Here is a 22678-nt window from a genome sequence, read left to right on the forward strand (position 1 = left end):
CACGGCCGAGGGTGAGGAGCGATCCCGGGCTCGGCGCCTGGTCAGGGCGCGACGGCGCGCAGGCGCTCGCGCAGGTAGCGGACCGCGGGGGCGTCGGTCATGGTGGCGCGCCAGACGACGGTCACCGGGCGGGTCGGGACGGGCTCGCGCACGGGCACCGCGACGACGTCGGCGGGCAGCGGGCCGCGGCCGAGCCGCGGCACGAGCGCGACGGCGAGGTCCTGCGCCACGACCTCGACCTGCGACGCGAACTCGAGGCACCGGAAGTCGATGCGCGGGACGCGCGGCTCGCGCGCGAACATGTGGCAGAACCACTCGTAGCAGATGGTGCCGTCGGGCGTGCAGACCCACGTCTCGTCGAGCAGGTCCGCGGGCGTGAGGGTGGGACGCCCGGCGAGCGGGCTCGACGCGTGCACGAGCACGTCGGCCTCGTCGCGGAAGAGCTCCTCGCTGCGCAGGCTCGGGGGCAGCGCGAGGCCGACGCCCTCCCAGTGGTGCACGAGCGCGAGGTCGAGCGTCCCCGCCGCGACGGCCGCGACCGCGTCCCACGGCTCGGTCTCCTCGACGACGAGCCGCAGGTCCGGGACGTCGTCCCGCACCCGCGCGACGAGCGGCGCGACGACGCCGCGCACCGCCGTCGAGAACGACCCGAGGCGCACGGTCCCCGTGGGGCGGGCGCCGGCGTCGTGCAGGCGCGCGCGGAGCGACTCGACGTGCTCGCGCAGCGTGCGCCCCTCCTCGACCACGCGCCGGCCGGCGGCCGTGAGGACGACGCCGCGCCCCTCGCGGTCGAGCAGGCGTGCGCCGAGGTCGCGCTCCAGGCGCTTGACCTGCTGCGAGACGGCGGACGGCGTGTACCCGAGGTCGCGCGCGGCCGCGTGGACGCTCCCGGTGCGCTCGACGGCGATGAGCGCGTCGACGGCGGCGAGGTCGATCATGCACCCAGGGTATCGGGAAGCAGCACTACCGGGAACCGTGCACGACCGTGCGCTGGACGTGCACGATACCCGGAGCGCACCCTCGTACCCATGCCCCTGCGCTCGTCCCTCCTCGCCGTCCTCGTCGCCGTCCTGTGGGGCGTGAACTTCGTCGTCATCGACCTCGGCCTCGGCGACGTGCCGCCGACGCTGTTCGTCGCCCTGCGCTTCCTCGTCGTGCTCGTCCCCGCGATCTTCCTCGTCCCACGGCCCCGTGCGCGCTGGCGGGACGTGCTGCTCGTCGGCACGTTCATGAGCCTCGGCCAGTTCGGCCTGCTGTACACCGCGCTCGCGCTCGGCATGCCCGCCGGGCTCGCGTCGCTCGTGCTGCAGGCCCAGGTCGGGCTCACCGTGCTGTTCGCCGCCGCGGCGCTGCGCGAGGTCCCGACGCGCGCGCAGCTCGTGGGCGTGCTGGTCGGCGCGGCCGGGCTGGTCGTCGTCGGCGTGGGGCGCAGCGCCTCGACGCCGGCCCTCGCGTTCGTCGTGACGCTCGCCGCCGCGGCGTCGTGGGCGGTGGGGAACGTCGTCGCCCGACGCGCCGGGAGCCGCCGCGACCAGGGTTCTACCTCGCGTGACCTGGGCTCTACCTCGCGTGACCTCGGCTCTACCTCGGCGGGCCGGGACGCTCCCTCGCGACCCGGGCTGGAGGGGCTGTCGATGACCGTCTGGTCGGCGCTCGTCGTGCCCCTCCCCATGCTGGGCCTGTCGCTCGCGCTCGACGGGCCCGACGCCGTCGGGCACGCGCTCACGCACCTCACGCTCGCGCCCGTCCTGTCGACCCTGTACACCGCGTGGCTCGCGAGCCTCGTGGGCTACGGGATCTGGAACACGCTGCTCGCCCGGTACCCGGCGTCGGCGGTGGTGCCGTTCACGATGCTCGTGCCGCCGGTCGGGATGCTCGCCGCGTGGGTCGTGCTCGACGAGGTGCCGAACGCGGCCGAGCTGCTGGGCGGCGTCGTGCTCCTGCTGGGCGTCGCGACGACGACGGGCGTCCTGCGCCGGAGGCCGCAGCGAGCCGCACGCCCGACGGCCGCCGAACCCGGGGTTGTCGCACCCCATGCGGCCGAACCTGGCGACGTCCCCGGGTTCGGCGAGGGTCCCGACCACAGGGCCGGGTTCGACAGCCCAGGGGCGACACGCGCGCGTTCGCGCTGACAGGACCCCGCGACCGGGGGTTCCATGGAGGTCCGGGGACGTCCGAGACGCGAGGGAGCCTCTCATGAGCCAGACCGCGGGTCGCACGGAAGAACGGCAGCAGCCGGAGCTCAAGCGCGTCATGGGGCCGAGGCTGCTGCTCCTGTTCATCGTCGGGGACATCCTCGGCACGGGCGTGTACGCGCTCACGGGTCAGGTCGCGGGCGAGGTCGGCGGCGCGGCGTGGCTGCCGTTCCTGCTCGCGTTCGTCGTCGCGACGATCACCGCCTTCTCCTACCTCGAGCTCGTCACCAAGTACCCCAGCGCCGCCGGGGCCGCGCTCTACACGCACAAGGCGTTCGGCATCCACCTGCTGACGTTCGTCGTCGCGTTCATGGTCATGAGCTCGGGCATCACGTCGGCGTCGACGGCGTCCAACGCGTTCGCCGGGTTCGTCTCCGACGGCTTCGGCCTGGCCCTCCCGACGGGCGGCGACGGCCGGCTCCTCATCGCGCTCGGCTTCATGGCCCTCGTCGCGCTCGTCAACTTCCGCGGCGTCGGCGAGAGCGTCCGGGCGAACGTCGTGCTGTCGCTCGTCGAGCTGTCCGGCCTGCTGCTGGTGATCTTCGTGGGGCTGTGGGCGACGACGCAGGGACGGGCCGACTTCTCGCGCGTCGTCGTGTTCGAGAGCGCGGACGACAAGAGCGTGTTCCTCGCCGTGACCGCCGCGACGACGCTCGCGTTCTTCGCGATGGTCGGGTTCGAGGACTCGGTGAACATGGCCGAGGAGTGCAAGAACCCGGTGCGCGACTTCCCCCGCATGATGCTCACCGGGCTGTCCATCACGGGCGCGATCTACGTGCTCGTCGCGATCACCGCCGTCGCGCTCGTCCCCGTCGGCGACCTCGTGGACGACTCGAAGGGATCGGCGCTCACGCAGGTCGTCGCGGCCGGCGCACCGAACCTGCCGTTCGACACGATCTTCCCGTTCATCGGCATGTTCGCCGTCGCGAACTCGGCGCTCATCAACATGCTCATGGCGTCGCGCCTGCTCTACGGCATGGCGAACCAGGGCGTGCTGCCGCGCGCGTTCGGCCAGGTGCACCCGTTCCGTAGGACGCCGTGGGTGTCGATCCTCGTGACGACGGCCATCGCGTTCGCGCTCATCGTCTACGTGGTGCGCCAGTCGGGGACCGAGGCGGGCACGAACGCGATCGCGCTGCTCGGCGGCACGACGTCGCTGCTCCTGCTCGTCGTGTTCACGATCGTCAACGTCGCGCTCCTCGTGCTGCGCCGCGACCGCGTGGACCACCAGCACTTCCGGACCCGCACCTGGCTCGCGGTCCTCGGTGCGCTCACGTGCGCGTACCTCGCCGGGCCGTGGGCGCGCAGCGCCGAGCAGCAGGAGCAGTACGTCATCGCGGGCGCGCTCGTCGGCCTGGGGGTCCTGCTCTCGTTCGTCACGTGGCTGTACAACCGCTCGGTGCGGCACCGCCAGATCGCGTTCTCCGACGTGTCCCGCCTCGAGGACGAGGTCGAGGACGGCTCCGACGACGACGGCCGCTCCCCGTGAGCGACGACGTCCGCCCGGGGCCGTGGGCCTCGGGCGGACGTCGTGCGCGGCGTCAGGCCGAGCGCTGCCGGGTGCGGAACGCCTGCGTCGCGAGCCAGCCCATGACGACCGCCGCGAGCGCGAGCAGCCCCAGCCGGCCCCACACCACGCCCCAGTCCGGCGAGGCGGCGAGCGCCTCGCGCCCCGCGACGACGGCCCAGTCGAACGGGTTGTACCGCGCGACGTCGGCCACCCAGTCGGCAGACAGGCTCGTGTCCATCACGGCGGACGACAGGAACATGAGCGGCAGCGTGATGAGCTGCGAGATGCCGATGAGCGCCTCCTGCTGGCCGGTGAGCAGGGCCATGGCGTTGCTCAGCGCCGAGAAGAGGGCCGTGAGCAGCACGACCGCGAGCAGCAGCGCGAGGACGCCGAGCGTCGTCTCGCCGGGCGTGCTGCCGAACCGTGCGCCGCACAGCCACGCGACGGCGAGCACGACGAGGGCCTGCCCGACCGCGATGACGGCCTGGTAGATCATCGTCGACGCCATGAGCGCGCCGCGGGACGCCGGGGACGTGAGGAAGCGGTCCATGACGCCGCGGTCCATGTCCTGCACGTACGAGGTGCCGGCCCACGCGGCGCCGAACATCGCCGTCATCATGACGACGCCCGGCGTGATGAACTCGAGGTACGTCCCGCCCGTGGAGAACCCGGGGATCTCGACGACGGACCGGAAGAGCTGGCCGAACAGCAGCAGCCAGATCATCGGCTGCACGAGGTTCATGACCATGAACACGGGGATGCGCGCGCCCTGGCGCAGCGCCCGGGCGGTGAGGAGCCCGGTGTGCACGACGGCGGTCATGCGGCCACCCCCTCGACGGTCGCGCCGGCATCGGCCCTCGGGGCGCCCCCGGCTGTCGCGTCCGCGGAGGACTGCGCGGCCGTGAACGTGCGGCCCGTGTGCCGCAGGTACACGTCGTCGAGGCTCGGGCGCGCGAGCGTCGCCGACGCGACGGGGAGCCCCGCGGCGTCGAGCGCGGTGAGGACGGCGGGCAGCGCGACGGCGCCCGAGTCGGCCCGGGCGCGCAGGGTGCGACCCTCGACGTGCACGTCGCGGACTCCCGCGCACGCGCGCACCGCGTCGGTGACGCGGCTCGCGAGGGCGGCGCCGCCGTCGGGCCCGCCGCTCCCCGCTCCGAGCGCCGCGGGGGCGAGCTCAACGACGATGCCGTCGCCGCGCAGCTCGTCCTTCAGCGCGTCGGGGGTGCCCGCGACGGCGACGCGGCCGTGGTCGACGATCGCGAGGTTCGCGGCGAGGCGGTCGGCCTCCTCCAGGTAGTGCGTGGTGAGGAGGATCGTCATGCTCTCGCGCGCCGTCATGCGCTCGATCTCGGCCCACATCTCGGCGCGCGCCTCCGGGTCCAGCCCGGTGGTCGGCTCGTCGAGGAACAGCACCTGGGGCCGGTGCACGATCCCCATCGCGACGTCGAGCTTGCGCGCCATGCCGCCGCTGTAGGTCTTCACGAGGCGGTCGGCCGCGTCCGCGAGGGAGAACCGGTCGAGCAGCTCGGTCGCCCGGACGCGGGCGGCGCGCGCGCCGAGGCCCTGGAGCCGGCCCGCGAGGACGAGGTTCTCGCGCCCGGTGTCCATGGGGTCGGTCACGGGCTTCTGCGCGACGTAGCCGATCGCGCGCCGCACGCGCTCGGGCTGGCGTGTGACGTCGATCCCCGCGACGGTCGCCGTGCCGGAGTCCGCGCGGCTGAGCGTCGTGAGGATCTTGGCCGTCGTCGACTTGCCCGCCCCGTTGGGGCCGAGCAGCGCGAACACGGTGCCCGCGGGGACGGCGAACGACAGGCCGTCGAGCGCGTGCACGGGCGGGCGGCCGCGGCCGCCCGGGTAGGTCTTGCGCAGGTCGACGGCGGCGATCGCCGTCTCCTGCGCACGGGTGCTGGAGGGCACGATGAGGCTCCTTGTGTCGGGAGCCGTCTCGCCGGGGGTGGTCCCTCCCGCGCGGCTAGCATGGGAGGGCCCTGGGTGACTGTTGACGCAGCAGTTCTGTCGGTTTCCGGCGGGACGACTCGGGCTCGGTGGTCCGGATGTTGGCGCATCCGGGCCACCACTCTTTCTCCGTCCGGCGCGCGCCTGGTCGGGGCGCGCGCCGGTGGTTCAGGGGGTGGGGTCGGCGGGCAGGTGGCGGCGCACGACCTCCTCGATCTCCTCGGGCGAGGCGCCCGCGGCGCGCAGGCGCGCCATCTCGGCCCAGCCGTCCTGGCCGCCGACCTCGCCCGTCTCCAGGCGTGCGGCGAACCGGTCGATCCACGTGCGCTCCGCGCGCAGCATGGCCAGCCGGTAGTCGGCCTCGACGAGGAAGATCTCCGGCAGCCCCGCCGCCGCGGCGCCGGTGAGCCCGGCGTCGCGCGTGCGGATCTCGTTGTCGAGCGACGCGAGGCGCGCGCGCAGGAGCGCCGCGACCTCCTCCGGCGAGAGCATCGCGATGAGCGACAGCCCGGCCTCGACGTCCGGGTACTCCTTGGACGGCACGGCGAGCAGCTCGCGCAGCCACGCGGCCGCCTCGACCTTGCCCGCCTCCGTGATCTCGTAGACGACGCGCTCGGGCCGGTTGCCCTCTCGCTCCGAGTGCGACGGCGTGATGAAGCCGTGCTTCTCGAGCGACTTGATGACGGAGTACAGCGAGCCGAAGTTGAGCCGGATGCTGTCGTCCTTGCCCCGCTCGCGCAGGGTCGTCGTGATCTCGTACGGGTACATCGGCCGCTCGGCGAGGCTCGCGAGCACCGCGAGCGCGAGCGGGTTGGACACAGGACGACGGGACATCGCTCACCTCCGAATACTTGATCCAGAGTATTCTGTCTCGATCACTCGCGCAAGGCTATCGCCGCGATGTGGTCGAACACGGGGTCGTGGACGGTCCAGGCGCTGGGACGGGCGACCTCCGCATGCTCGGCATGTCGGGACCGCATGGTCGACGGGAGCGGGAAGGGGCTGTGGCCGTCGTCGGGCGGTCGTCGCGCATGATGGGTCCATGCAGACCCGCGTCGCCGCCTACGCCGTGATCGTCCGCGAGGACGGGAGGATGCTCCTCCCCCACTGGAGCGAGGGGGACCACGACGGCTGGACCCTGCCCGGGGGCGGCATCGACCCGGGCGAGCACCCCGAGGCCGCGGCCGTCCGCGAGGTGCGCGAGGAGACCGGCTACGACGTCGAGCTCGACGGCCTGCTCGGCGTCGACAGCGTCGTGGTCGACGCCGCGGCGCGGCTGCGCGCCGAGGACCGCGACCGTTCGCTCCACGCGATCCGGATCGTCTACCGCGCCCGCGTGGTGGGCGGCGAGCTGCGCGTCGAGGAGGACGAGTCGACCGACGACGTCGGCTGGTTCACGCCCGACGAGGTCGACGCGCTCCGGCGCGTGGGGCTCGTCGACCTCGGCCGGGGCTGGGCCGGCCTGCTTCCCGTGTCGTCGTGACCCGGCCCGGCCGCGCCGGTGCGCGGCGCCGGCCTCGTCCGACGGCGCGACCCCTCGCCGCCGACGTCCTGATGCTCGTCGTCCTCGCCGGGTGCACGCCCGGCGGCGGGGCGTCCGCGCCAAGCCCCGGCACCGTCACGACGATGCGGGCGGACGGCACGCCCGGCGACGACGGCACGGCAGACGCCGGTGGCGACACGACCGCGGCGCCCGAGGTCGTGCGGGTGCCCGTGGGTCCAGCGACGGTCGAGATCGCGGCGCCGGTGCTCGCCTCCACCGCGGCGGACGGCGGTGCTCCGGCAGCGGCGGTCTCGGCAGGCGGCGAGGGCACGTCGAACGTCGCGCTCGTGCTCGCCGACGCCCCGGCTCTGGTCTCGGTCGAGACCGGGTCGCTCGTGCGCCACCCGGACGGCACCCTGACCGTCCTGGACGACGCCGGCACGCCCGTCGGCGGGCTCGACGCCCCCCGCGTCGTCGGTCCGCACGGCGACGTCGCGCCCGGCGGCACTGCGCACGGCGACGCTCCGCAGGGCGACTCTCCGCAGGGCGATGTTCCGCGAGACGCCAGTCCGGACGCCGCGAACCGGGACGTGGGCACGACGGCCGCCGACGGGACGGACGCCGACGACGCGGCCGGACCGACCGCACCCGACGCTCCCGGTGTGCGAGTCGTGCTGCTGGACGCCCACCGCGCGGAGGTGACGCTCGCGCCCGCGACCGGGACGCCGTCGGGCACCGCGCCGGACGCCTCGTCCGGTCCCGACGAGACGAGCGGTCTTCCGCAGACCCCCGCGGACGACGCGGGCGGGACTGGCGCTACCGACGCCGCGGGCGCGACCGGCGCCGACCCGCCCGCGGCCTGGGACGTCGTCGTGACGCTCGCTACGCAGGCGGTGCGGAGCACCGACTGGGGCGAGCGCGAGGGCGGGCGGTCGCTCGCGGTCGACGCGACAGCGTGGGCGCGCGCCGCGGGGCAGGCGGGTCAGGAGCTCGTGTGGGCGCAGGTGGTCGCGGCCGAGCCGGAGGCCGACACCCCGACGATGCACGACCAGCTCGTGTGCCACGTGGTGGGCGCCCCGGACAAGGCGACGTGGAACCTCGAGCCGTGGCGGCCCGACGTCGGGCTGCTCGCCACGATGGCCGCGCGCTGCAACCCGACCTGACGGGCAGCGCCCGTGCCGCGCCGAGCACGACGTCGCGCGCGGTCGACCACGAGGTTCGTGGCGTTCTGGCCCTCAGAACGACAGCAACCTCGTGCTCGGCGGCCCGCGACCGGACGGGACGGCAACGGCCCGGGCGGCACGACGGCTGGTGGACGTCGCGCTGCCCGGGCCTGACCCTCGGCGGCGGTACCGCTCCGCCTGCTGCGCCGAGGACGTTCGGGGACGGGCCGGCAGCCCGTCGGTCGTTCTGCGGGTGCGGTCAGCGGGCCTGCGGGCCGCCCTTCGCGGCCTTGCGGAGCGACTTCTCGCTGCGCGGCTCGTCGCCGCTCGCGCGCAGGCGGCGGTAGTAGTCGCGCGCCTCGTCCTGGCGCTCCTTCTCGATGCCGGTCGCGATCGTCGCGCGCAGGTGCTCGGGGCCGTACCCCCACGCGTCGACGAGGTCCTGAGCGTGCGGGCGAAGGCGGTCGATGAGGCGGTCCAGGTAGCTCGTGACCGTCCGGGCGCGCTGCGTCGAGAGACGGCCGTTGAGCAGGTACCACGCGAGGTGGCGCTCGACGAGGCTCAGGCCGAACAGGTCGCGCACGGTCGTGAGGACCTCACGCGTGCCCGCGTCCTCGATCGTCTCGAGCGCCTGCGTGAACGCCTCCCAGCGCAGCAGCTCCGCGTGCGCGCGGGCAGCCTCGACGAGCTCGACCTGGTGGGCGTTGAACAGGTTCGTCGCCGTCTCCGGGTCGGCCTTCTGGGCGGGGCGCAGCGCCTGGGCCACGTCGGCGACCATCGTCTCGACCCGGTCGGTAAGCAGCGCGCGCTGCGTCTCGGGGTCGCGCAGGTGACCAGCGGCGCGGCGCGGGTCGCCGACGTCCGCGAGCGCCTGGGCCGCACGCTTGAGGGGCGTGCGGTGCAGGGCCATGTCGCCCGCGCGCTCGACGACGACGCGCGCCATCTGGCCCGGGGTGATGCCCTTGAACTGCTTGCCGTAGTCGGCGAGCAGCCGCTTGGCGACGAGCTGGAGCAGGACGGTGTTGTCGCCCTCGAACGTCGCGTAGACGTCGAGGTCGGCGCGCAGGCTCGTGATGCGGTTGGCCGTGATGAACCCGGCGCCGCCGCACGCCTCGCGCGTCTCCTGGAGCACGTCGAGCGCGAACCGCGTGCTGGTCGCCTTGAGTGCGGCGGCCGTCGTCTCGAGGTCCTCGCGCTGCTCCGGGGTGTCCTCCTCGCCCGAGAACACCGAGTGGAACAGGTCGAGCAGGCGGTCGTGCGCGAAGTGGGCGGCGTACGTCTCCGCGATCGGCACGATGAGTCGGCGCTTGTGCGTGCCGTAGTCGAGGAGCACGACCTCCTCGGTCGCGCTCGCCCCCGTGAACTGGCGGCGCTCGTTCGCGTACCGCACCGCGATCGCGAGGCCGAGCTTCGAGGCCGTCACGGCGGCGCCGTCGAGCGACACGCGGCCCTGGACGAGCGAGCCGAGCATGGTGAAGAACCGGCGGCCCGGGCTCTCGATCGGGCTCGAGTACGTGCCGTCCGCGTCGACGGAGCCGTAGCGCGCGAGCAGGTCGGTGCGGGGGATCCGTACGTGGTCGAAGTGCAGGCGGCCGTTGTCGATCCCGTTGAGCCCGCCCTTCTGGCCGTCGTCCTCGCCGCCCACGCCGGGCAGGAACGGCAGCCGGCCGAGCTCGTCGCGCTCGCCCGTGGTGTCGCGGATCGGCACGTAGAACGCGTGCACGCCGTGGTTGACGTTCTTCGTGATCAGCTGCGCGAACACGACCGCCGCGACGCCGTGCACCCCCGCGTTGCCGAGGAACTCCTTCCACGCCCCCCGGAACGGGGTGTGGACGACGAACTCCTCGGTCTCCGGGTCGTAGGTCGCCGTGGTGCCGATGCTCGCGACGTCGGACCCGTGGCCGATCTCCGTCATCGCGAACGCGCCGGGCACCGAGAGGTCCATCGCGCCCGGGAGGAGGCGGTCCTGCTGCTCGGGCGTGCCCAGGTGCAGGATCGCCGCACCGAACAGGCCCCACTGGACGCCCGCCTTGATCTGGAGCGACGGGTCGGCCGCGACGAGCTCCTCGAACCCGGCGAGGTTGCCCCCCGCGTCGTCCGCGCCGCCGAGCCGCTCGGGGTACCCGCGCCAGACCTGCCCCTTGCCGACCAGCAGGCGCATCTGCTCCAGCACGCGCTCGCGGTGCTCGCGCAGGCTCAGGCCCTCGATGCGCTGGAACGCCTCCTCGCCGGCGGTGGCGCGCGCCGTCGCGCGCAGGTCTGCCCACCGGCCGAGCAGGAGCTTCTCGAGGGAGGCGACGTCGACGCGGGCGTCGCCCTGCGGCGTCGCGCTCGCGTCACCCGTGGTCGACGCGCGCTGCGCGAGGGCGGGACGGTCGGACGTGGCGGTCATGGGATCTCCTTGAGTTCTGAGGCGGTCGCCGGGTGCTCAGGGCGGTCGGTGGCGGGGCGGACGCCGTCGCGACGGGTCGCGGGCGACGTGCGCCGGTCGCCATGGGAGCGGGGGGTGCCCGGGTTGTGGGAGAGGACGCCGACGGGCCCGGCCCAGAGCCAGGCGGCGACGCGCTCGGTGAGCTGCTCGCGGTCGGGGACGTCGGCCCGGTCGCGGTGGCCCAGCCACCACTCCCCGGCGCCCCGCACGAACCCGACGGCGCCCGCGGCCCAGGCTGCGGCGTCGGCGGGAGAGACGTCGGTGACGCGCGCGAACGGCTCCGCGACCAGCTCGATCACCGAGTCGAGGAACGCGGCGAGCGGTGCACGGCTCGCGCCGGTCGTCCCGTTCGTCAGCCCGCTCGCGGCGAGCTGCGCCGCCGGCTCCTCGGTCCCCGCGACGGCGCTCGTCCGGGTGACGAAGTAGTAGACGTTGGGCGAGCTCTCGATCATCTCGAGGTAGACGCCGACCATCGCGCGCAGCGCGCGCCTGGGGGTCTCGGCCGACTCGGCGGCCTGGGTCAGCGCGTCGTGCATCTGTCCCACGACGGCGGAGCCGAGCGCGACCTGCAGGCCCGTCTTGTCGTCGAAGTAGCGGTAGATGATCGACTTCGACGTCCCCGACGCCGCCGCGATCTCGTCCATGGAGACCCCGGGGCCCCCGCGGTGCACGGCCTTGCTCGCCGCCCGGATGAGCTCCGCGCGGCGCGCCGCCCGGTGCTCGTCCCAACGGGTCGACCGGCCGTCCACCGCCGCGCCCGGCTGCACCCTCCCTCGGGTGGCCGCTCGCGCGTCGGCACCTGTGTTCACGTCGCCCTCCGTTGCGCCCGACCTCGATGTCGTCGGTGCCTGGTCCTCCGGCACCGCGTCGGGGCAGGGCGCTGCCCTGTGACCCGACTCACGAAACCGAGAGTATCAGGTACTCTTGGTATTGGACACCAGCCGGCCCTCTCCCTCGCCTCCGCACGGCGTCGACCGCGGCATCGCCGTCGGACTCGTGCAGAGACTCCCTCTCCGGGCCGGACCGACGCAGCGCAGCGAGCACGGACAGGAAGTGAGGCACAGTGGCCAACCGCACCAGCCCCCGCCAGACCCCCGAGCAGACCCCCGAGAACGTTCCGGCGACCAGCACCCCGGGCGCCCCCCGCGACGCCTGGGTCGTGGGCGGGAACCGCATCCCGTTCGCCCGCGCGGGCAAGAAGTACTCCTCGGCGAGCAACCAGGAGATGTTCACGGCCGCGCTCGAGGGACTCGTCGCGCGGTTCGGCCTCCAGGGCGAGCGGCTCGGGGAGGTCGTCGGCGGCGCGGTGCTCAAGCACTCGCGCGACTTCAACCTCGTCCGCGAGTCCGTGCTCGGCTCGTCCCTCTCCCCCGAGACCCCCGCGTACGACCTCCAGCAGGCGTGCGCGACCGGCCTCGAGGCGACGATCGCCGTCGCGAACAAGATCCGCCTCGGTCAGGTCGAGTCGGGCGTCGCGGGCGGCTCCGACACCGTGTCCGACGCCCCGATCGCCGTGAGCGAGGGGCTGCGCCGGGCGCTGCTGGAGGCGAGCCACGCCAAGACGCTCGGCCAGCGCGTGAAGGCGTTCGCCAAGGTCCGCCCCGCCGACCTCGCGCCCCTCACGCCCGCGACCGACGAGCCGCGCACCGGCCTGTCGATGGGCGAGCACCAGGCGATCACGACGGCGCGCTGGGGCATCGAGCGCGAGGCGCAGGACGAGCTCGCGCTCGCGAGCCACGAGCACCTGGCGGCCGCATGGGACGCCGGCTTCTTCGACGACCTCGTCACCCCGTTCCGCGGGCTCGTGCGCGACGACAACCTGCGCACCGACTCGTCGCTCGAGAAGCTCGCCGCGCTCAAGCCGGTGTACGGCAAGCGCTTGGAGGGTGTCACCCCGACCATGACCGCGGGCAACTCGACGCCGCTCACCGACGGTGCGTCGACCGTCCTCCTCGCGTCGGCCGACTGGGCGCACGAGCGCGACCTGCCGCTCCTCGCGCGCGTCGTCGACGCCGAGACCGCCGCCGTCGACTTCGTGCACGGCCACGAAGGCCTGCTCATGGCGCCCGCGCACGCCGTCCCGCGCCTGCTCGCGCGCAACGGCCTCGCGCTCGGCGACTTCGACCTCTACGAGATCCACGAGGCGTTCGCGTCGACCGTGCTCACGACGCTCAAGGCCTGGGAGGACGACGTGTACTGCCGCACCGAGCTGGGTCTCGACGGCGCGCTCGGCTCGATCGACCGTTCCCGGCTCAACGTCAACGGCTCCTCGCTCGCCGCGGGCCACCCGTTCGCCGCGACCGGCGGCCGCATCGTCGCGACGGCGGCCAAGCTCCTCGCGCAGCGCACCGCCGAGACCGGGGCGCCCGCGCGTGCGCTGATCTCCGTGTGCGCCGCGGGCGGCCTCGGCGTCGCCGCGATCCTCGAGTCCGTTCCCACCGCGGACCCCGCGACCGACGCCGCCTGACGCCCCGACGACCCGAGAGGAACCACCGTGACCGACTCCTACGTCCAGGCCGTCAACTCCGGCTTCACGAAGACGCTCGCCAAGAAGCTCGGCCTCCCGCGCCCCGCGGTCCTGCGCCGCTTCCGTGCGGGTGACCCGCTCACCGTCGGGCCCGTGCTCGTGCTGGGCGGCACGCCGGGCGTGCGCGACGACGCCGACCGCGTCGCCGAGGCCCTGCTCGCCTGGGACCTCGACGTCCGCCAGACCCCGGACGACACGACCCGCTGGGGCGCGGTCGTCGTCGTGCTCACCGGGATCGAACGCCCCGAGGACGCGTCCGCGCCCGTCATGGCGCTCTCCGCGACGCTGCGCCGCCTCGCGTCCAACGGCCGCGTCGTGACGATCTCGCGCGCCCCCGCGGACACCGACTCCCCCGAGCTCGCCGCCGCCCGCGAGGGCGTCGACGGGTTCCTGCGCTCCGTCGCCAAGGAGCTCCGCTACGGCGCGACCGGCAACGGCATCCAGGTCACCGACGACGCCCCCGTCGACAGCCCGAGCGTCCTCGCGACCCTCCGCTTCTTCCTGTCCGCCAGGTCCGCGTTCGTCGACGGCCAGCTCCTCCGTGTCGGCGCGAGCACGCCGTCGGACCTGGGCGCTGCCCCGCGCGGCCAGGGCTCTCCCTCGTCGGACCAGGGCTCTGCCTCGGCAGGTGCGACGGGCGCCGGCCCGATCCAGGGCCCGAGCCCCGACCAGCCGCTCGCCGGCAAGGTCGCCGTCGTGACCGGCGCGGCCCGCGGCATCGGCGCGCAGGTCGCCCGGACGCTCGCGCGCGACGGCGCGAAGGTCGTCGTGGTCGACGTGCCCGCGGCGGGCGAGGCGCTCGCGAAGGTCGCGAACGAGATCAAGGGCACGGCGCTGCAGCTCGACGTGACCGCCGACGACGCGGGTGCGCGCATCCTCGAGCACGCCCGCGCACGGCACGGCGGGCTCGACGTCCTCGTGCACAACGCCGGGATCCTGCGCGACAAGCTGCTCGCCAACATGTCCGCGGACAAGTGGGACGCGGTGGTCGCGGTGAACCTCGCGGCGCAGCTGCGCATCACCGAGTACCTGCTCGGCGCGAACGGGTTCTCCTCCGCGCCGCGCATCGTGTCGCTCGCGTCGACGAGCGGCATCGCAGGCAACCGCGGCCAGGCGAACTACGCGTTCTCGAAGGCGGGCGTCATCGGGCACACGCGCGCGTTCGCGCGGTTGCTCGCCGCGCCGGGCGGCCCGGGCGGGACCGCGAACGCCGTCGCGCCCGGGTTCATCGAGACGGACATGACCGCGTCGATCCCGTTCGTCCAGCGCGAGGTCGCGCGCCGCGTCGCGTCGCTCCAGCAGGGCGGCCAGCCCGTGGACGTCGCCGAGGCGATCGCGTTCCTCGCGTCGCCCGGGGCCGCGGGCGTCAACGGGCAGGTGCTGCGCGTGTGCGGGCAGAACGTGGTGGGCCGGTGACCGCCGCACCCACGTCGCCCGACGGCGCCGCTGCCGCTCCTGCCGGAACCGCTCCCGCGCGCGTCGAGACGCTGCCCGCGATCCCGGGCCTCGGCGGGCTGTACGTGCGCGGGCTCGCGGCGTCGGGCCGGATCGCAGCGGCGCACCGCCTCCCCGGTGGCGGCGGCCGACGCGACCTCGCGCTGCCCGACGTCACGTACCGCGTCGCGGGCGTGCCGACGGGCGACGCCGCCGCACCGGACCACGTGGGCAGCGCCGCGCACCTCGCGCGGTACGCGCGCCTCGTGGGCGAGGCGCCCTCGGAGGTGCTGCCCGCCGGGTACCTGCACGTGCTCGGCTTCCCCCTCGCGACGGCGGTCATGGTCCGGACCGACTTCCCGCTGCCGCTGCTCGGCATGGTGCACCTGGCGAACTCGGTGTCCGTGCTGCGCCCCGTGCGGCTCGGGGACACGCTCGAGGTGCGCGCCTGGGCCGAGCGGCTGCGGCCCCACCGGCGCGGGGTCCAGGTGGACCTCGTCACCGAGGTCTCCGTCGAGCGCACCGACGACGAGCGCGCGGCGGGGAGCGGCCTGCCGGCGACGACGCTCGCGTACCGCGGCGTCTCGACGTACCTCGCGAAGGGCGTCACGCTCCCGGGCGGCCCGGCGGACGAGGACGCCGGGGCCGCGTCGGACACCGAGGGGTTCGTCGCCCCGCTCCCGACGGCGCGCTGGGCGCTCGGCACAGGGACGGGCCGCGCGTACGCGGCGGTCTCCGGCGACCGCAACCCCATCCACACGTCGGCGCTCGGCGCCAAGGCGTTCGGGTTCCCGCGCGCCATCGCGCACGGGATGTACACCGCCGCGCGGGCGCTCGCCGAGGCGGGACCGCGCCGCGGCGACGCGTACGACTGGACGGTCACGTTCGCCAAGCCCGTCCTGCTGCCGAGCACGGTCGACGTGGCCCTGCGCCCCGCGGGCGACGTGCCCGCCGCGGTGCGGGACGCCGTCGGGCAGGTCGCTCCCGCGGTACCCGACGGCGCGGGCGACCCGACGACGGGCGTCGTCTACCAGGCGTGGGACGGCAAGGGTCGGTCGCACCTCTCGGGCCGGGTCACGCCCCGCTCCTGAGGTCGCATCTCTCGGGGCGGGTCACGCCCCGCTCCTGACGAGCCGCGTCGCCGCCCGGGCTGACCGGCGCGCCTGCCGGACAGCCCGGGCGTGCTCACGCACGTCGCGCCTCAGCGCGACGCGCACCGACGCGATGTCGACCGCCGCCGCGCACAGGGTCCCGGGCAGGACGGCGAACCAGTACGAGCTCGCGACGGGGACCAGCAGCAGGCTCCCCGCGAGGGCGCCGAGATTCATGGCGCCGCTGACGGCGCCGGAGCCGACGAGCAGCCATCGGGCGCTCCAGGCGCTCGTCACCATCCCGCCCAGCACCATCCGCACGAGTGCGAGCGCTCCGACACCCAGGACGAGCCAGAGCACGCCGTCCGGCGACGGCTGGTCCCACACGGAACCGAGGAGCGAGGTCACGAGGAGCATCGCGAAGGAGACCCCCGAGCACGCGAGCACGGCGAGCCCGAAGTTCACGGTGACGGTCCCGGCGCGGTCGACCGACCACGGAGCGGGCGGCAGATCGGCGCGCACCCGTGGGGCGCGTGGCCGCGGTCGCCGCCTCTTCTGCCAGTCCCAGACGGGCTCGGGCGGTTCGTGGTACATGGCGTGCGGCCCCCTTCGTCGACGGCCCCGATGCCCGGGGCGCGTCGCACGCTAGCGGCGCACGGGCCGCCCCGAACCGTTGTCCACAGGCTCCGTCGGCGCGGTGCCCGCGAGCGCGTCGAGGCGCGCGAGCAGGCCGTCGCGGACGGTGGGCCACTCGTCGAGGAGGATCGAGAAGTAGGCCGTGTCCTGGCGCGACCCGTCGGGCGCGACACGGTGGCTGCGGAGCACGCCCTCGGGCACGGCGCCCAGGCGCCGGATCGCCCCGATCGAGCGGCTGTTGCGCGCGTCGGCCCGCAGCGCGACGCGCGCGACGCCGAGGTCCTCGAACGCGTGCCGCAGCAGCAGGTACTTGCACGCCGGGTTCGTCACGCCGCCCCACCACTCGCGCGCGTAGAACGTCGAGCCGAGCTCGATCCGGCCCTGGGAGGGCACCCACTCGTAGAGGGACGTCGACCCGCGGACGACGTCGGCGCCGTCGGGCGCGCCGTCCGACGCGGCACTCGACCCCGAGCCGACGACCGCGAACGCGAGCCGGCCGGGGGCGGCGACGGCGTCGCTGACGTACCGGGTCATCGCGTCCGTCCCGCTCGGCACGCGGCTGGACATGCCGGCCCAGATGCCGTCGTCGACGAGCGCGCCGAGCGCGGGAGCGTGGCTGTCGTCGAGCGGGACGAGGCGGACGCCGAAGCCTTCGAGGGTGGTCTCGTGCTGCACCCGCACATCCCACCACACCGTGGGTACCCGACCGCGTGCGAGCGAACGGGGCCGTGCCTACGGTCGACGAGTACCGACGAGAGGAGCAGTCATGGGACTCGGAGACAAGGCCAAGCACGCCGCCGAGGAGGCGGGCGGCAAGCTCAAGGAGGGCGCGGGCAAGCTCACGGACAACGAGCGGCTCGAGGCCGAGGGCAAGAAGGACCAGGCGAAGGCCGACGTCAAGCAGGCGGGCGACGACGTCAAGGACGCGTTCGACCGCTAGTCCCTGCCCCTGACCTGCTCGCGAGGGCCCCGCTCCGGCGGGGCCCTCGCGGCGTCCCGGGTCCGCCCGGTCCCGGGACCGCCGTCCGGCACGGGCGTCCGGCGACGGGCCTACGACGCGGCGAGCGGCAGCGAGGCCACCGGGTGCGCCGGGGCGAGCACGGGCACGACGCGCGGCGCGTTGATCCGCTCCAGGAGACCGACCTCGACGGTGGGCCACTCGGGCGCGAGGATCGAGAACATCACGGAGTCGGCGCGCGTCCCGTCCGGCGCGGTGCGGTGGCCGCGCATGACGCCCTCCTCGTACGCCCCGAGCCGGCGCATGGCCCCGAGCGAGCGGGTGTTGCGCGTGTCGACGCGGAAGCCGACGCGGTGCACGTCCCACGTCTCGAACGCGTGCCGCAGCAGCAGCCACTTGGTCACGGGGTTGACGAGGCTCCCCCACGTCGAGCGGGCGTAGAACGTCCGGCCGACCTCGACCCGGCGGTCGACGAGCGACAGGTCGCGGAACGCCGTGCTGCCGAGCACGTCGCCCGGGGCCCCGTCGGGGCCGGTGGCGCGCACGACGAAGCCCGTCAGGTCGGGCGCGGCGCGCGTCGCGGCCACCAGCTCGGCCATCCCCGCGACCCCGAAGGGCATGGGGATGCTCATGCCTGACCACATCGCCTCGTCGACGAGGCCGGCCAGTGTCTCAGCGTGCTCCAGGGCCAGCGGTTCCAGGCGGAATCCGTGCCCCGAGAGGACGACGTCGTGCAGCACAGCGCATATCAGAGCACACGCGGACGACGCCGCCAAGAGGCTCCGGCAACACGGTGGACAACGCTCGTCGACGGCCTGGTGAACGGACGCCCGAGCGCCCGCGAGAGAGCGACGCCCGGCCGAGGTAGCGACCTCCGGTGCCTCGACAGGGCTGCACGTCGCTACCTCGGCGGGAGGTCGCTATCTCGCGGTCATGCGGCGGGGCCGCACCCCGCCGCGTCGGCGAGGAAGCCCGCCGCGGCGGTGGCGAAGAGGCCTTCCAGGCCCGAGCCCGCCGGTACCGGGCGCGGGTCGTCGGCGACGGCCCAGCAGCCGTCGACGACCTCGTAGCGCGTCGCCGGGCCCTGTTCCACGTACGACCGCACGGCCTCGACGAGGCGGACGACGTCCGCGCCCGTCGTCCCGACGCCGACGGACGCGCGGATCGCGCCCGCGTCGTACCCGAGGCGTGCGAGCAGCGGGTGGGCGCAGAAGCGACCGTCGCGCACGCCGATGCCGTGCTCGGCGGAGAGGTACGCGGCGACGAGGCCCGGGTCGTGACCCTCGACGGAGAACGTGACGACGCCGACCGGGTCGACGGCGTCCTCCCAGACCCGCACGACGCGCACGCCCGGGACCGCCTCGAGGCCCGCGACGAGCGCGGCGCGGAGCGTCGCCTCGTGGGCGTGGAGGTCGGCCGGGTCGAGCGCCGCGAGCGCGTCGCACGCGGCCGCGAGCGCGGCGGCGCCCACGACGTTCGGCGACCCGGCCTCGTGGCGCGCGGGCGCCGTCTGCCACTGCGTGCCGGTGACGGCGACCTGCCGCACCGCGCCGCCCCCGGCGAGGTAGGGGGTCCCCGCGTCGAGCCAGTCGCGGCGGCCCACGAGCGCGCCCGCGCCGAACGGCGCGTACGTCTTGTGGCCGGAGAACGCGACGTAGTCGACCCCGGAGTCCGCGAGGGAGAACCCGCGGTGCGGGACGAGCTGGGCGCCGTCGAGGACGACGCGCGCCCCGGCGTCGTGCGCGACCCGCACGACGTCCGCGACGGGCAGCGACTCGCCCGTGACGTTCGACGCACCGGTCACGGCGACGAGCGCGTACGGGAAGCGCGCGAGCTCGGTGCGCAGGCCGGACAACGTCTCCGCGACGGACGCGCCGCCGGCGAGGACCGTCGCGCCGCCAGCACGCTGCCACGGCAGCAGGTTCGCGTGGTGCTCGACGTCGAGGACGAGCACGCGCCCGGGCGTCCCGTCCGCGTTCGCCGGGACGCAGCCCGCGAGCAGGTTGAGCGAGTCGGTCGTGTTGCGTGTGACGACGGTGACGTCGTCGGCGCGCGCGCCGACGAACGCGCCGATCGCGCGGCGCGACGCCTCGTAGAGCGCGGTCGAGACCTGCGACAGGTACCCGGCGCCGCGGTGCACGCTCGCGTAGAGCGGCAGCACCTCGGTCACGCGGTCCGCGACGGAGCGCAGCGCCGGGGCCGACGCCGCGACGTCGAGGTTCGCGTACGGGACGCTGCGGCCGTCGACGAGCGGCACGAGCGTGTCCGCGCCGACGACGGGCAGAAGCGCGGGCGCGCCGGCGACCGCCGCGAGGTCAGGCGCCGTCGGGAGGTCGGTCGGACACGAGACGTCGGCGAGAGCGGTCATGGCACAGTCCTCCGAGGGCGGTCCGGGGACGGTGATCCCCGCGCTTGCCACGCGCCGGTCGGCGTGCGGCCTGGTCGTCACCCGGGGCACCCCGCCGCGAGAGGAGGGTTGCCGGCCAGCAAACCGGGGTTTCACGCTGGCACTCATGACCTGCGTCCCAGCATGTGCGCGGCGGCCCGGGCGTGTCAACCGGTGGTCAAGGCGTCTCGGATGGCGGGACACAGCTCACGGGCAGGTCGAGGCGCCAGCCGGACTCGTCGACCTCGAACGCGTCGAGCACCTCGCCGGTCCGCGCGTCGAGCACGACGACGGAGTCGGGCGGCCAGTCCGCGGGTTCTCCGAGCGCGCCGTACGGGACGCCCTGGAGCCTCGTCCCGTTCACGAACGCCTCGACCGGCTCCCCCGACCGCGTGCTCACCAGGACCACCTCGGGGTGGGCGTCGGCGTACGCGTCGCAGGCTGCGCCGTCGCCGTCGCCGCTCCACCACCCCTCGTACCCACCGACGGCGAGCTCTGCGAGGTCGACCGGCTCGCCCCCGGTCGCCACGTCGGCGGGCACCGGTCGGGGCGATGGCGGCGGCGCGGAGCCGACGTCCGGCTCGACCAGGACGATGCGCGCCCTCCCGTGGGCGTCGAGGACGTCGTCCTCCGCGAGACGGACGCTCGCCACGCGCGGCGGCGGCTCCTCGTCGCCGGTCGCCACCCAGAGCCAGGCGCCCGCGGCGACGACGCCCGCCACCACGACCGCACCCAGAACCCGTCCCCGGCCGGTCCGCATCCGGTTCCCCCCTGCCCGTCGTCCTGCCCCCGGGACCCCCGCCCGGGCGCGCTGCCACGCTAGCGCGACCGTCCGACGTCGGGCACCTCGCTCGGGGCCGCTCGCCGAGACAGGCGTTCCGCGCGTCGGACGCGTGGCGTACGATCCGTGCCAACCATCCGGAGCGGCCGAGTGACGTGGCACGTCGACGCCGCAGCAACCCCCCGGTCCGTCGCGAGGCGGCCGGGCGCAGGGTGCTACTGCCACGATCGATGGAGGAGGACTCATGAGCGACCGGTCCCAGCAGACGTCGGCCGTACCCGACGCCCGACCCGCCGTCGGCTACGCCGGCGACATCACCCCGCAGCAGGCGTGGGACCTGCTGACGAGCGACGAGCGCGCGGTGCTCGTCGACGTCCGCACCGAGGGCGAGTGGCGCACGATCGGCGTGCCCGACGCCACGGACCTCGGCCGCGAGGTCGTCTTCGACGAGTGGGTGACCCCGGCCGGTCCCAACCCCCGCTTCGTGGACCGGCTCGTCGAGGCCGGCCTGGCGCCCGGCGACGAGCGTCCGGTCGTGTTCCTGTGCCGCTCGGGCCAGCGCTCGATCGGCGCGGCGCGCGCGGCCACGGCCGCCGGGCTCGGGCCGTCGTACAACGTGCTCGAGGGCTTCGAGGGCGCCCAGGGCTTCTCGGGCCTGCGCGACGTCGAGGGCTGGAAGGTCCGCGGCCTGCCCACCACGACCTACGACGAGGCCGCCCGGTGAGCGCCGCGCAGCCCGTCCCCGGCGGCTCGGGCCGCAAGCCCCTGCCCGCGAGCGCGCGCGCCGCGACGCTCGCCGTGCGCGGCGGGCACCACCGGACGGAGTTCCAGGAGACGTCCGAGGCGCTGTTCCTCACGCAGGGGTACACGTACGACCGCGCGTCCGACGCGGAGGCCGCGTTCAAGGGCGAGATCGACCGGTTCGTCTACTCGCGCTACGGCAACCCCACGGTGCACGCGTTCGAGGAGCGCCTGCGCCTCCTGGAGGGCGCGGAGGCGTGCTACGCGACGGCGTCCGGCATGTCCGCGGTGTTCACGTCGCTCGCCGCGCTCGTGGGCTCGGGGTCCCGGATCGTCGCGGCGCGCGCGCTGTTCGGGTCGAGCATCGTCATCTTCGACGAGATCTTCGCCAAGTGGGGCGTGCGGACCGACTACGTCGACGGGCACGTGCTCTCCCAGTGGGAGGAGGCGCTGGCGACCCCGGCGGACGTCGTGTTCTTCGAGACGCCGTCCAACCCGATGCAGGACATCGTCGACGCGCGGCGCGTGAGCGAGCTCGCGCACGCCGCGGGCGCGGTCGTCGTGCTCGACAACGTCTTCGCGACCCCGCTGCTGCAGAAGCCGCTCGAGCTCGGCGCGGACGTCGTCGTGTACTCGGCGACCAAGCACATCGACGGCCAGGGCCGCGTGCTCGGCGGGGCGATCCTCGGGACCGAGGAGTACGTCCACGGCCCCGTGCAGACGTTCCTCCGCAACACCGGCCCGTCGCTCTCCGCGTTCAACGCGTGGGTGCTGCTCAAGGGCCTGGAGACCCTGCCGGTGCGCGTCGCCGCGCAGAACGCCGCGGCGACCCAGGTCGCGGAGGCGCTCGAACAGCTCCCCGGCGTCGGCCGCGTGCGCTACCCGTTCCTCGCGTCGCACCCGCAGCAGGAGCTCGCGCGGTCGCAGCAGAGCGGCGGCGGCACGGTCGTGACGTTCGACCTCGCCGTCCCTGAGGGCACCGACCCCGAGACCGCGAAGAAGCGCGCGTTCACGTTCCTCGACGCGCTGCAGGTCGTCGACATCTCGAACAACCTCGGCGACGCGAAGTCGCTCATCACGCACCCCGCCACCACGACGCACCGCAAGCTCGGCCCCGAGGGCCGCGCCGCCGTCGGGATCGCGGAGACGACCGTGCGCCTGTCGGTGGGCCTGGAAGACCCGCTCGACGTCATCGAGGACGTGGAGCAGGCGCTCGACGCCTGACGACCCTCGCGCCGACCATGTGGTCGTGGGGCGGGCCCGCGGGGGGGGCGGGGCCCCCCCGGGCCCGCGCGGGGGGGGGGGCGGGGCCGGCCGGGACCGCCCACGCCCCCCCACGGGGGGGGGGGGGCGGCGAGGGGCCGGGGACGCACACCCGGAGGAAAC

The 22678-nt window shown here is 74.9% G+C and carries 21 protein-coding genes and 1 riboswitch; of the genes, 10 read left to right on the forward strand and 11 right to left on the reverse strand.

Translation table 11 applies throughout. From position 1 onward, the window contains the following. Nucleotides 1–41: 41 nt before the first annotated feature. A complete protein-coding gene (locus tag ACFC2L_RS02255) occupies nt 42–938 on the reverse strand; it encodes a LysR family transcriptional regulator (protein ID WP_375822599.1) in 897 nt (298 codons plus the stop codon). A 90-nt stretch (nt 939–1028) separates the two neighbouring features. Between ACFC2L_RS02255 and ACFC2L_RS02260 the strand changes: the two genes are divergently transcribed. Together ACFC2L_RS02260 and ACFC2L_RS02265 are read left to right on the forward strand one after the other, a co-directional pair. Continuing rightward, on the forward strand, nt 1029–2132 hold the full coding sequence (locus tag ACFC2L_RS02260; protein ID WP_375822600.1) for an EamA family transporter: 1104 nt from the start codon (nt 1029–1031) through the stop codon (nt 2130–2132). A 64-nt stretch (nt 2133–2196) separates the two neighbouring features. Further along, nucleotides 2197–3684, forward strand: coding sequence for an APC family permease (locus tag ACFC2L_RS02265; protein ID WP_375822601.1), 1488 nt, complete (start codon nt 2197–2199; stop codon nt 3682–3684). Between the two features lie 52 nt (nt 3685–3736). Here the strand turns inward: ACFC2L_RS02265 and ACFC2L_RS02270 are convergent, their stop codons facing one another. The 3 genes from ACFC2L_RS02270 to ACFC2L_RS02280 all read right to left on the reverse strand — a co-directional run bounded on the left by ACFC2L_RS02270 (nt 3737) and on the right by ACFC2L_RS02280 (nt 6495). Next, the gene (locus ACFC2L_RS02270; protein ID WP_047231327.1) at nt 3737–4525 is read right to left on the reverse strand and encodes an ABC transporter permease; all 789 of its coding nucleotides are present in this window, start codon (nt 4523–4525) and stop codon (nt 3737–3739) included. After that, on the reverse strand, nt 4522–5622 hold the full coding sequence (locus ACFC2L_RS02275; RefSeq protein ID WP_375822602.1) for an ATP-binding cassette domain-containing protein: 1101 nt from the start codon (nt 5620–5622) through the stop codon (nt 4522–4524). The genes ACFC2L_RS02270 and ACFC2L_RS02275 overlap by 4 nt, the downstream gene beginning before the upstream one ends. Before the next feature lie 207 nt (nt 5623–5829). Then, on the reverse strand, nt 5830–6495 hold the full coding sequence (locus ACFC2L_RS02280) for a PadR family transcriptional regulator (RefSeq protein WP_375822603.1): 666 nt from the start codon (nt 6493–6495) through the stop codon (nt 5830–5832). 208 nt (nt 6496–6703) lie between these two features. Between ACFC2L_RS02280 and ACFC2L_RS02285 the strand changes: the two genes are divergently transcribed. Together ACFC2L_RS02285 and ACFC2L_RS02290 are read left to right on the forward strand one after the other, a co-directional pair. Further along, the gene (locus ACFC2L_RS02285; RefSeq protein ID WP_375822604.1) at nt 6704–7144 is read left to right on the forward strand and encodes an NUDIX hydrolase; all 441 of its coding nucleotides are present in this window, start codon (nt 6704–6706) and stop codon (nt 7142–7144) included. Next, nucleotides 7141–8307 carry a DUF2599 domain-containing protein gene (locus tag ACFC2L_RS02290; RefSeq protein WP_375822605.1) on the forward strand — a complete coding sequence of 389 codons (1167 nt, stop codon included), beginning with the start codon at nt 7141–7143 and terminating at the stop codon, nt 8305–8307. Before ACFC2L_RS02285 ends, ACFC2L_RS02290 begins: the two co-directional genes overlap by 4 nt. A 259-nt stretch (nt 8308–8566) precedes the next feature. On the opposite strand, the gene ACFC2L_RS02295 is transcribed toward ACFC2L_RS02290, so the two are convergent. Both ACFC2L_RS02295 and ACFC2L_RS02300 read right to left on the reverse strand, forming a co-directional pair. Beyond that, nucleotides 8567–10699, reverse strand: coding sequence for an acyl-CoA dehydrogenase (locus tag ACFC2L_RS02295; protein WP_375822606.1), 2133 nt, complete (start codon nt 10697–10699; stop codon nt 8567–8569). Next, nucleotides 10696–11547: a TetR family transcriptional regulator gene (locus tag ACFC2L_RS02300; RefSeq protein WP_375822607.1), complete on the reverse strand. Its 852-nt coding sequence runs from the start codon at nt 11545–11547 to the stop codon at nt 10696–10698. Before ACFC2L_RS02300 ends, ACFC2L_RS02295 begins: the two co-directional genes overlap by 4 nt. Nucleotides 11548–11801: 254 nt before the next feature. Between ACFC2L_RS02300 and ACFC2L_RS02305 the strand changes: the two genes are divergently transcribed. From ACFC2L_RS02305 to ACFC2L_RS02315, 3 genes are read left to right on the forward strand one after another with little or no spacing between them, the layout of a single operon-like run. Further along, nucleotides 11802–13205 carry an acetyl-CoA C-acetyltransferase gene (locus ACFC2L_RS02305; RefSeq protein ID WP_375822608.1) on the forward strand — a complete coding sequence of 468 codons (1404 nt, stop codon included), beginning with the start codon at nt 11802–11804 and terminating at the stop codon, nt 13203–13205. 27 nt (nt 13206–13232) lie between these two features. Then, a complete protein-coding gene (locus ACFC2L_RS02310) occupies nt 13233–14681 on the forward strand; it encodes a 3-oxoacyl-ACP reductase (RefSeq protein WP_375822609.1) in 1449 nt (482 codons plus the stop codon). Continuing rightward, the gene (locus ACFC2L_RS02315) at nt 14678–15790 is read left to right on the forward strand and encodes a MaoC/PaaZ C-terminal domain-containing protein (RefSeq protein ID WP_375822610.1); all 1113 of its coding nucleotides are present in this window, start codon (nt 14678–14680) and stop codon (nt 15788–15790) included. Before ACFC2L_RS02310 ends, ACFC2L_RS02315 begins: the two co-directional genes overlap by 4 nt. Nucleotides 15791–15811: 21 nt before the next feature. On the opposite strand, the gene ACFC2L_RS02320 is transcribed toward ACFC2L_RS02315, so the two are convergent. Beyond that, complete coding sequence (locus ACFC2L_RS02320; RefSeq protein WP_375822611.1) at nt 15812–16312, reverse strand: hypothetical protein; 501 nt, start codon at nt 16310–16312, stop codon at nt 15812–15814. 123 nt (nt 16313–16435) lie between these two features. Continuing rightward, on the reverse strand, nt 16436–17101 hold the full coding sequence (locus tag ACFC2L_RS02325) for a GNAT family N-acetyltransferase (protein WP_375822612.1): 666 nt from the start codon (nt 17099–17101) through the stop codon (nt 16436–16438). A gap of 91 nt (nt 17102–17192) precedes the next feature. Between ACFC2L_RS02325 and ACFC2L_RS02330 the strand changes: the two genes are divergently transcribed. Further along, nucleotides 17193–17366 carry a CsbD family protein gene (locus tag ACFC2L_RS02330; RefSeq protein WP_047233613.1) on the forward strand — a complete coding sequence of 58 codons (174 nt, stop codon included), beginning with the start codon at nt 17193–17195 and terminating at the stop codon, nt 17364–17366. Nucleotides 17367–17476: 110 nt separating this feature from the next. Here the strand turns inward: ACFC2L_RS02330 and ACFC2L_RS02335 are convergent, their stop codons facing one another. From ACFC2L_RS02335 to ACFC2L_RS02345, 3 genes are all read right to left on the reverse strand, one after another. After that, nucleotides 17477–18124, reverse strand: coding sequence for a GNAT family N-acetyltransferase (locus ACFC2L_RS02335; protein WP_375822613.1), 648 nt, complete (start codon nt 18122–18124; stop codon nt 17477–17479). Between the two features lie 191 nt (nt 18125–18315). Beyond that, the gene (locus ACFC2L_RS02340) at nt 18316–19752 is read right to left on the reverse strand and encodes an aminotransferase class V-fold PLP-dependent enzyme (RefSeq protein WP_375822614.1); all 1437 of its coding nucleotides are present in this window, start codon (nt 19750–19752) and stop codon (nt 18316–18318) included. 35 nt (nt 19753–19787) lie between these two features. Continuing rightward, nucleotides 19788–19903: riboswitch (SAM riboswitch) on the reverse strand. Between the two features lie 45 nt (nt 19904–19948). After that, nucleotides 19949–20530 carry a hypothetical protein gene (locus ACFC2L_RS02345; RefSeq protein ID WP_375822615.1) on the reverse strand — a complete coding sequence of 194 codons (582 nt, stop codon included), beginning with the start codon at nt 20528–20530 and terminating at the stop codon, nt 19949–19951. Nucleotides 20531–20795: 265 nt separating this feature from the next. On the opposite strand from ACFC2L_RS02345, the gene ACFC2L_RS02350 reads away from it, so the two are divergent. After that, the gene (locus tag ACFC2L_RS02350) at nt 20796–21275 is read left to right on the forward strand and encodes a rhodanese-like domain-containing protein (protein ID WP_375822616.1); all 480 of its coding nucleotides are present in this window, start codon (nt 20796–20798) and stop codon (nt 21273–21275) included. After that, complete coding sequence (locus tag ACFC2L_RS02355; RefSeq protein WP_375822617.1) at nt 21272–22516, forward strand: O-succinylhomoserine sulfhydrylase; 1245 nt, start codon at nt 21272–21274, stop codon at nt 22514–22516. Before ACFC2L_RS02350 ends, ACFC2L_RS02355 begins: the two co-directional genes overlap by 4 nt. The last annotated feature ends 162 nt before the right edge of the window (nt 22517–22678 follow it).

Source organism: Cellulosimicrobium sp. NPDC055967, from assembly GCF_042269845.1.
Taxonomy (GTDB): Bacteria; Actinomycetota; Actinomycetes; order Actinomycetales; family Cellulomonadaceae; genus Cellulosimicrobium.